This window comes from Thermosynechococcus sp. OHK43 (assembly GCF_014466085.1).
Lineage (GTDB): Bacteria > Cyanobacteriota > Cyanobacteriia > Thermosynechococcales > Thermosynechococcaceae > Thermosynechococcus.
In genome coordinates this window covers 1-8,706 of sequence record NZ_JACOMP010000228.1, presented here as the reverse complement: position 1 = coordinate 8,706, position 8,706 = coordinate 1, and the positions used below count along the sequence as shown (strand labels likewise).

The 8,706-nt window shown below is 54.6% G+C and carries 7 protein-coding genes and 1 pseudogene; 5 read left to right on the top strand and 3 right to left on the bottom strand.

Going from position 1 to position 8,706, the window contains the following annotated elements:
* Nucleotides 1–380: 380 nt before the first annotated feature.
* From pflA to H8Q75_RS09615, 5 genes are read left to right on the top strand one after another with little or no spacing between them, the layout of a single operon-like run.
* A complete protein-coding gene (gene pflA / locus H8Q75_RS09635) occupies nt 381–1,142 on the top strand; it encodes a pyruvate formate-lyase-activating protein (protein WP_297041338.1) in 762 nt (253 codons plus the stop codon).
* 39 nt (nt 1,143–1,181) lie between these two features.
* A complete protein-coding gene (gene adhE / locus H8Q75_RS09630; RefSeq protein WP_297041337.1) occupies nt 1,182–3,839 on the top strand; it encodes a bifunctional acetaldehyde-CoA/alcohol dehydrogenase in 2,658 nt (885 codons plus the stop codon).
* A complete protein-coding gene (locus H8Q75_RS09625; protein WP_024123984.1) occupies nt 3,839–4,549 on the top strand; it encodes a lipoate--protein ligase family protein in 711 nt (236 codons plus the stop codon). Before adhE ends, H8Q75_RS09625 begins: the two co-directional genes overlap by 1 nt.
* 32 nt (nt 4,550–4,581) lie before the next feature.
* Nucleotides 4,582–5,082 (top strand): hypothetical protein, encoded by a 501-nt coding sequence (locus H8Q75_RS09620; RefSeq protein WP_200865506.1) that lies wholly within the window; start codon nt 4,582–4,584, stop codon nt 5,080–5,082.
* Between the two features lie 10 nt (nt 5,083–5,092).
* Nucleotides 5,093–5,980, top strand: a complete 888-nt coding sequence (locus H8Q75_RS09615) for a hypothetical protein (protein ID WP_024123982.1) — start codon at nt 5,093–5,095, stop codon at nt 5,978–5,980.
* Nucleotides 5,981–5,982: 2 nt separating this feature from the next.
* On the opposite strand, the gene nadA is transcribed toward H8Q75_RS09615, so the two are convergent.
* From nadA to H8Q75_RS09600, 3 genes and pseudogenes are all read right to left on the bottom strand, one after another.
* The gene (nadA, locus tag H8Q75_RS09610; protein WP_297041334.1) at nt 5,983–6,942 is read right to left on the bottom strand and encodes a quinolinate synthase NadA; all 960 of its coding nucleotides are present in this window, start codon (nt 6,940–6,942) and stop codon (nt 5,983–5,985) included.
* An 18-nt stretch (nt 6,943–6,960) separates the two neighbouring features.
* The gene (gene crtD / locus H8Q75_RS09605) at nt 6,961–8,505 is read right to left on the bottom strand and encodes a C-3',4' desaturase CrtD (protein ID WP_297041332.1); all 1,545 of its coding nucleotides are present in this window, start codon (nt 8,503–8,505) and stop codon (nt 6,961–6,963) included.
* 78 nt (nt 8,506–8,583) lie between these two features.
* Nucleotides 8,584–8,706, bottom strand: a pseudogene (locus H8Q75_RS09600) (bifunctional phosphoribosyl-AMP cyclohydrolase/phosphoribosyl-ATP diphosphatase); the annotation flags it as partial.

The window sequence follows — 8,706 nt, the reverse complement described above, 5'->3', positions numbered from 1 at the left end:
GCGATCGCCCGCTAGTATTATCAACTTAAAAATTCTTCATTAAGTTAGGAAAGTTAGAAAAAGTTGCAAAACAACCACCAATCCTAAAAGTTAATTAAGACGGCGCCCAAATTATTCTTCTGCCTTTATGCTGAAATTACTGTTTTACCAAAGTTCAGCCCTTTACCACTTTTTGCCCAAGGATGGAAGACACTCAAAAGCCTGTAGAGCAGGCGCGCTCCTAGGCCGTAGGCCAGACTTTGCGAGCCATTCAACACTGAGTTTTTGTTAACTGGGATACTTTCTTAAGAGCGATCAAAATTTTAACGAATCTTTTGGCCGGTCCTCGCCAACTCCCTAAAAGCTAGCAAAAGTTATCTGTTGTCACCGAGGTTCTAACGATGGTTTCGACACTCCCTGAAAAACAACCCAAAAAACAAAAGGTGACAGGCTATATTCATTCAGTTGAAACCTGTGGCACGGTTGATGGTCCCGGTATCCGCTATGTCATTTTCACCCAAGGTTGTCCGCTGCGCTGTCTGTACTGCCACAATCCTGACTGCCGTGAACCCCATCAGGGGAAGCTCGTCACCGTGGATGAACTGATTGCCGACATTCAGCACTATCAGTCCTATTTGCGCCAAGGGGGCGTGACGGCCAGTGGCGGGGAACCCTTGATGCAACCGGAGTTTGTCCGCGAAATTTTTGAGCGTTGCCACGAGTTGGGATTGCACACTGCCCTAGATACCTCAGGTTACGTCGTTCTCGAGGCGGCGAAGCCAGTTGTGGCAGTCACTGATTTAGTCTTACTGGACATCAAATCCTTTCTGCCGGAGACCTATCGGCGGGTCACCAGTGTCACGATTACCCCCACCTTAGAGTTGGCCAAGTACCTTGATGAGATTCATAAACCGACCTGGATCCGCTTTGTTTTGGTACCGGGGCTGACGGATGATCCCGAAAATATGCGGGGGTTGGCGCAATTTGTGGCTAGTCTCAGCAATGTTGAGAAGGTGGAGGTGTTGCCGTTTCACAAGATGGGGGAATACAAATGGCGGCAGTTAGGGTTGCCCTATGAACTCTTTGATACCCCAGCCGCTAGTCCAGAGGAGGTGCAGCGGGCGATCGCCCTCTTTCGAGAATATGACCTCAACGTTCAATAACTTGCCAATTTGAGAAATTGCTTTTCTAAGGAGTTGGCCATGAATGCCCCAACCTTGAACAGTTACCCACCCGTTCAAAGCCTTGCCGATCTGGAAGGGCTGATTGAGCGCGTCCAACGGGCGCAGAGTCAGTACGCCCAATTTACCCAAGAGCAAGTGGATCACATTTTCCACCAAGCAGCCATGGCGGCCAACCAAGCACGGATTCCCCTGGCCAAACAAGCCGTAGCCGAAACTGGCATGGGGGTTGTCGAAGATAAAGTCATTAAAAATCACTTTGCTTCGGAATACATCTACAACAAGTACAAAAATGAAAAAACCTGCGGCGTCATTGAGGATGATCCCATTTTCGGTATCCAAAAAATTGCCGAACCGGTGGGGATCATTGCTGGTGTGGTGCCGGTCACGAACCCCACTTCAACGACCATCTTTAAGGCACTGATTGCCCTGAAAACTCGCAATGGCATTATCTTTTCGCCCCACCCCCGCGCAAAGGGCTGTACGGTTGCAGCAGCCAAGGTCGTCTTGGATGCAGCGGTCGCCGCCGGCGCGCCCCCCGATATTATTGGCTGGATTGATGAGCCGACGATTGAACTCTCTCAAGCCCTGATGCAGCACCCGCAGATCAAGCTGATTTTGGCCACGGGGGGGTCGGGCATGGTCAAGGCAGCCTATTCCTCTGGCCATCCGGCGATCGGGGTCGGGGCGGGGAATACCCCCGTGCTCATTGATGCCACAGCCGATATTCCCACGGCGGTGAGTTCGATTCTCCTCAGTAAGGCCTTTGACAATGGCATGATCTGTGCCTCGGAGCAGGCAGTGATTGTTGTTGATGAGATTTATGACGCGGTCAAAGCTGAGTTTCAACGGCGAGGTGCCTACATTCTCTCCCCTGAGGAACGGCAGCAGGTGGCCCAACTACTCCTGAAGGATGGTCGCCTCAATGCCGCCATTGTTGGTCAATCGGCAGCCACCATTGCAGCAATGGCCAATATCCAAGTGCCGCCACAGACGCGGGTACTCATCGGCGAAGTGAGTGAAGTGGGGCCGCAGGAGCCGTTTTCCTATGAGAAACTCTGTCCGGTATTGGCCTTATATCGGGCACCCCAGTTCCATAAAGGGGTGGAGATTGCGGCCCAGTTGGTGAATTTTGGGGGCAAGGGGCATACCTCTGTGCTCTATACCGATCCCCGCAATCAAGATGATATTGCCTATTTCAAATATCGCCTGCAAACGGCGCGGGTTCTAATTAACACCCCTTCTTCCCAGGGGGCAATTGGAGATCTCTACAACTTCAAGTTAGATCCGTCGCTGACCCTTGGTTGTGGCACCTGGGGCGGCAACGTCACATCGGAAAATGTTGGTCCCCGTCACTTGCTGAATATTAAAACGGTGAGCGATCGCCGGGAAAATATGCTTTGGTTCCGGGTGCCACCCAAAATCTACTTCAAACCCGGCTGTTTGCCCATTGCCCTGCGTGAGCTGGCAGGGAAAAAACGCGCCTTCCTGGTGACTGATCAACCCCTCTTTGACTTGGGCATCACTGAACCGATTGTGCACACCCTCGCAGAACTGGACATCAAGTACGACATCTTCCATGAGGTGGAGCCCGATCCAACCCTCAGTACCGTCAAGCGCGGCCTAGAGTTGCTGCGGCAATATCAACCCGATGTAATTATTGCCGTGGGGGGTGGCTCACCTATGGATGCGGCCAAGGTGATGTGGCTGTTGTACGAACACCCAACGGTGGAGTTTGACGGCCTGGCCATGCGCTTCATGGATATTCGCAAGCGGGTGTATCAATTGCCTCCCTTGGGCCAAAAGGCAATCCTAGTGGCAATTCCCACCACCTCGGGAACGGGTTCAGAAGTGACGCCCTTTGCCGTGGTTACCGACGATCGCGTGGGGATTAAATACCCCTTGGCGGACTATGCCCTTACCCCAACGATGGCAATTGTGGATCCCGACTTGGTGCTGCACATGCCCAAGAAACTGACGGCCTATGGTGGCATTGATGCGCTGACCCATGCCTTGGAGGCCTATGTGTCGGTGCTCTCGACGGAGTTTACGGAGGGACTGGCTCTAGAGGCCATCAAACTGCTCTTTACCTACCTACCCCGTGCCTATCGCTGGGGCGCTGCCGAATCTCAGGCGCGGGAAAAAGTCCACTATGGTGCTACTATCGGCGGCATGGCCTTTGCTAATGCCTTCTTGGGGGTTTGCCACTCGATGGCCCACAAACTGGGCTCCACCTTCCATGTGCCCCACGGCCTGGCGAATGCACTCATGATTTCCCATGTGATTCGCTACAATGCCACCGATGCTCCCCTGAAACAAGCTATCTTCCCGCAGTACAAGTATCCCCAAGCCAAGGAGCGCTATGCCCAAATTGCCGACTTCCTTGAATTGGGCGGCACGACTCCAGAGGAAAAAGTGGAGCGCCTCATTGCGGCAATTGAGAATTTGAAGGCCCAGTTAGAGATTCCCGCCACGATTAAGGAGGCTCTCAACAGTGAGGATCAAGCTTTCTATGAGCGGGTGGAGAGCATGGCCGAACTGGCCTTTGACGATCAGTGCACGGGAGCCAATCCCCGCTATCCGCTGATCCAAGACCTCAAGGAGTTGTATATCCTTGCCTATATGGGGTGTCGGCGGGATGCGGCAGCCTACCATCCGGAGGAAGCACCTGCGAGTTGATGTGGCGTTATATTCCCCCTTTTGCAGCGCCGGGGAAGGTACAAATGGCGGTGGATTGCTGGCTCTGGCAGGGGAGCGATCGCCCCTGTCTGCGGTTTTACACCTGGTCACCGCCAGCCATTTCCCTTGGCTACCGTCAACGGCAAATTCCGCAGCAGTGGCAACACCAGCACTGGCAAGGGCAACCTGTAGAGCTGGTGCGGCGACCCACCGGCGGGCGAGCTGTTTTACATCAAGGGGACCTCACCTACAGTTTGGTGGTGTGGGGGTTAGGGCAACGGCGGCAGCAGGTCTATGCCGATTTGTGTCAATTTCTGAAGGTGGGATTTGAGCGCCTAGGGTGGCCACTGCAGTTGGGACAGGAACGCTATCGCGCCAACGCTCCCATCAATTGCTTTGCACGGGCAACTGTGGCCGATTTAGTTTTACCGACTGGCGAGAAGGTCATTGGCAGTGCCCAAGCCTGGCGGGGCGATCGCGTCCTTCAGCACGGTTCGATTGTCCTTACCCCTGACCCCAATCTATGGCAGCAGGTCTTTGGCAGTGTTCCCCATCGGCAGTCCCTTCCCCCTTTGCCGGTGGTGCAAAGGGCTCTCTTGGACGCCTTTGAGGCGCAGTGGCAGGTGAGCCTGACCCCAGAACCCTTGAGCGATCGCGAGTGGCAAGACATTAACAGAATTTTGAACTCAGCCTGGGGCTGCCCCGCCTAGGCTATGATTGGCTTATTGTCTTGAGTATTGCCATGGTTCGCTGGCTGAGTGCACTTGTTTTAGCCTTTACGCTTTTGATCACGGGTTGTGCCTCCACCTCCCCCTCGCCCTACGAGCAGGTGCAACAGCAGAGCACCCAGCGCAATGCCCCAGCGGCAGTAAGTCGCCAAGCCACCCAAGGCAGTGAATTTAATCGCTTCTTTCCGCCGGAAGGGAATGGCTTTGAGCGCATCTTTGTCCAAGAGAAAAAGGGCTTTGCCGAGGCTAAGCTGAAAAAAGATGGCAAAGAGTTGGCGATGCTGGCCATCGCCGATACCATTAGCACCCCTGAGGCGGCAGCCAAGTTCCAAAACACCACGATGCAGATTGCCGGCTATCCAGCCGTAGAGGTGGGGACAACGCAAACGGCAATTCTGGTGGCTAACCGCTATCAGGTGAAGGTGCTCTCCCGCGATCCCAGTTTTACCGCCAGCGATCGCAAGGAATGGATTGAAAAATTTGATCTGGCTGGTTTAGCCCAACTTGCCCCCTAAGGAGACAACCGTGAGCGAACCTATCTACAAAATCGTTGATCAACTCCCCACCGGGGGTCTTACTGTTATGGCTCTCAAGTCCTTGGATTTCATCATCCCGGGGCAGTGGCAAAATATCGTTGGTTTTGATAACACGATCCGCCATGTGACGGGGGAAACGGATCCTGCCCTGATCCGCCAAATTGGCGATCGCGCCGTGCAGCTCTTTAATGACAAATCCCAAGGCTATCAGCGGGCACTGTGGCTCTATCAAACCGTGGACAATACCGATGCCCTCCTAGGGGCGGCTGCCCTTGCCAACAAAGTGGGTGAGAAAATTTCATTCTTCGGTTTCCTAGACAAAATCACCCCCAAGCCAGAGCGGGCGCAGTCCCTTGACCTCAGCCTTAAGCTGATTGTAGAAATTCTCGCCTTTTGTCAAATCAATGGCATTCCCGGTGATAGCCTCGGTGACTTCCTGCGGGCCCTTGCCGACTACAGTGGTGAATCCCTCATGCGGATGGCCGCCCTCATCTGCTTTGATGGTCTGATTCCCCTAGGGCCTGACTTTCTCCTCAAATGCTTGGGCACACTGCAAAGCTTGCAACCCAACGACTTGCAGGAAAACCCCACCTTCAAAGCCATTAGTGCTGTGGTGCCGGGGGGCAATCCCAGCGGTCAATTGGGCTTTATTATTCAGAGCTTTAATGCTGTGCAGGGGTGGATGAGCCAATTTGTGAGCAGCCACGAGTTAACGCCGCAAAAGGTGATCAATCGTCTGCAAAGCTTTATTGAACTCTCGAAAGATAACCTCGACTACTTGGGTGCTTTTTTAGACATGAGCACCAACTACTACTACCACACTGGGGTGCAAACCTTGGCGCGGCGCCTGATTGAGCGAGCAGTTGCCGAGATCTAACCTTAGGACATTTCCAGCATGCGTTGGATGGGCTTGAGGGCAGCAAGGCGCACGTCCTCGGGCAGCTGAATTTGGGGCTGGCGATCGCGCATACACAAATAGAGCTTTTCTAGGGTGTTCAGACGCATAAAGGGGCACTCGTTACAATTGCAGGTCTGATCCTGAGGCGGTGCAGGAATAAAGGTTTTCTGAGGGTTGCGCCGCTGCATCTGGTGGAGAATCCCCGGCTCGGTGACAACAATAAACGTGTCGCAAGCTTCTGTTTGGGTGTAGTTAAGCAGGGCGGTTGTTGAACCAATGAAATTGGCATGGCGGAGCACCGCCTCTTCGCATTCGGGGTGGGCAATGACCTGAGCGGTGGGGTAGGCAGCCTTGAGTTCGAGGATACGTCGCTCTGAGAAGGTTTCATGGACAATACAACTGCCCTCCCAAAGCACCATTTGCCGACCCGTTTGCGCCATCACGTAGCGGCCAAGGTTGCGATCGGGGGCAAAAATCAAGGGTTGATCCGCCGGCAACTGCTGGACAATTTTCACTGCGTTGGAACTGGTGCAGATGATGTCACTGAGGGCCTTAATTTCGGCAGAGCAGTTGATGTAGGAAATCACCAAATGGTCAGGATACTGCGCCTTAAAAGCAGCAAAGGCGTCTGCAGGGCAACTGTCTGCTAAAGAACAGCCCGCCGCCAAATCGGGCAGCAGCACCAACTTATCGGGGTTGAGGATCTTGGCGGTTTCGGCCATGAAATGCACCCCCGCAAAGACAATGACATCGGCATTGGTACTGGCCGCCTGCCGTGACAGCCCCAAGGAATCACCAATATAATCGGCCACATCTTGAATGGCCGGGTCTTGGTAGTAGTGCGCCAGAATGACTGCATTCAGTTCCCGCTTCCGGTCTTGGATAGCGGCAACCAGATCAAGGGGGAGGGGGGGGTGGGGGGCAGCAAGGGTGGCAAACACAGCGTGTCCGTTTCCTCATCAATTGATTGGCCTCGGTGTTCCTCTATTATAGTGATTTTTACCAAAATTGGTATCACTGGCAACCACCTGTTGGACGAGGGCACGGGCACCGTAGCTGACGCCGGCAGTGCCTTCCCCTGGATGTACAGAATCTCCCACTAACCACAGGTGGGGAATTGGGGTGCGGCTTGCCAAGCCAAAGGGGCCAAAGGTGCTCAGGCGTTGACTAATGCCACCGACAATGCCATCTATCCGTGCCGTGTAGCGCCAGAAGGTGCGGGGAGTGGCGGCTTCGCAGTGGACAATGTGCTCGGGCCGCAGATCAAAGAATTCCCCGAGGCGTTCCAGAGCCGTTTGGGTATATTGTGCCTTGGTGGCGGCGTAATCTAAGTGGGGCTGCCGCCAGAAATTCGGTTCGGTAAAACTAGAAGCAATCAGGGTGCGATAGCCGTCGGGAGCACGGCCATCCTGGGGCTGACTCACAGAAACAAAGAGGGAGTTGTTTTCGCCAATTGGCCCCTGAGGATCGTAGAGAAATTGCAGGTGCGGTGGACACGCTTCCGGAATGGCGGACTCCTTCACTCCCAGGTAGAGGACGAAGGCACCGGCGGCCGGCGGCAGCCTTTTTAAGCGGCGGGCATAGCCAGGGGGAAGGGCATCGCCAAGGAGCTGGGGCAGGTTTTGGGCAGGGACATTGGCCACAATGTGATCGGCGGCAACGCGCTCCAAGGTTTTTGTTTTTAGGTTTTCCACCTGTACGGCGACGGCACGCCCTCCCTCGACTTCAATGTAATGCACCCGATGACGGGTGTAGATTTGGCCGCGATCTCGCCGCAGGGCATTGGCTAGCAAATCACTGAGCACCTGCATACTGCCGTGGAGATGGTAAAGACCGTGGGGCTCCTGGGCAAGGCAGAGAGCGGTGGCACCATAGAGCAATGCCGTTTCACTGGCATCCACTTGGGAGTAGAGCTTGAGCTGGAGATCTAGAAATTGCCGCAGCCGGCGATCGCTCCCCAGACCACAGAGATTCAGCCAATCGGTTACCGTCATCAGACTAAAGGGCACCGTGAGGAGGGTGTCGGGACGCAGGGCTTGCACCAGTTTCCACAGATCAAAGCCATTGCGGGGGGGCAAAATTGGCTGCCGCTGCTGAAATCGCCAACTAATGGCAAATAGTTGTTCAAGGCCTTGCCAAAATCGCTCACTGCCCAGAAAGTGGCGTTGACGTTCTAGTCGCCAGCGATCGCGATCGCGCCAAACATTAATGGGCGTTGTTTCCTGCGGCAGATACACCGCACAGGCGGGGTCACAGGGGGTTGCTGCTGGCAGAGGCATCTCTAATTCAGCCAAAATCTGGGCATGGATCCCCCCCGGCTCTAGACCCGCCACTTGGGTGGCACCCACATCAAAGGTAAAGCCGCGTCGCTGAAAGGTTGAAGCACAGCCCCCTAATTGGGCGGCCTGTTCAAATAGTTGGACGCGGTAGCCCCGTCGTGCCAACAAGGCTGCTGTCGTCAGACCACCAATGCCGCCGCCAATGACGACCACGTGCTTTGCCATTGTTATTCCTAAGTCAGTGAGCATTACTTAGCACTTTAGCCACGGGCAGCCAGGGCTGACAAGGCAAAAGGCGATCACCTAGCGCCGCCGCAACTGCAGCTGCTCATAGACCTGCCGCAAAGACACCCGATGATAGGCCAAGGCAACAAGGGTGTGGTAAAACAAGTCTGCTACCTCGCTGGCGATCGCCTCTGGATCATC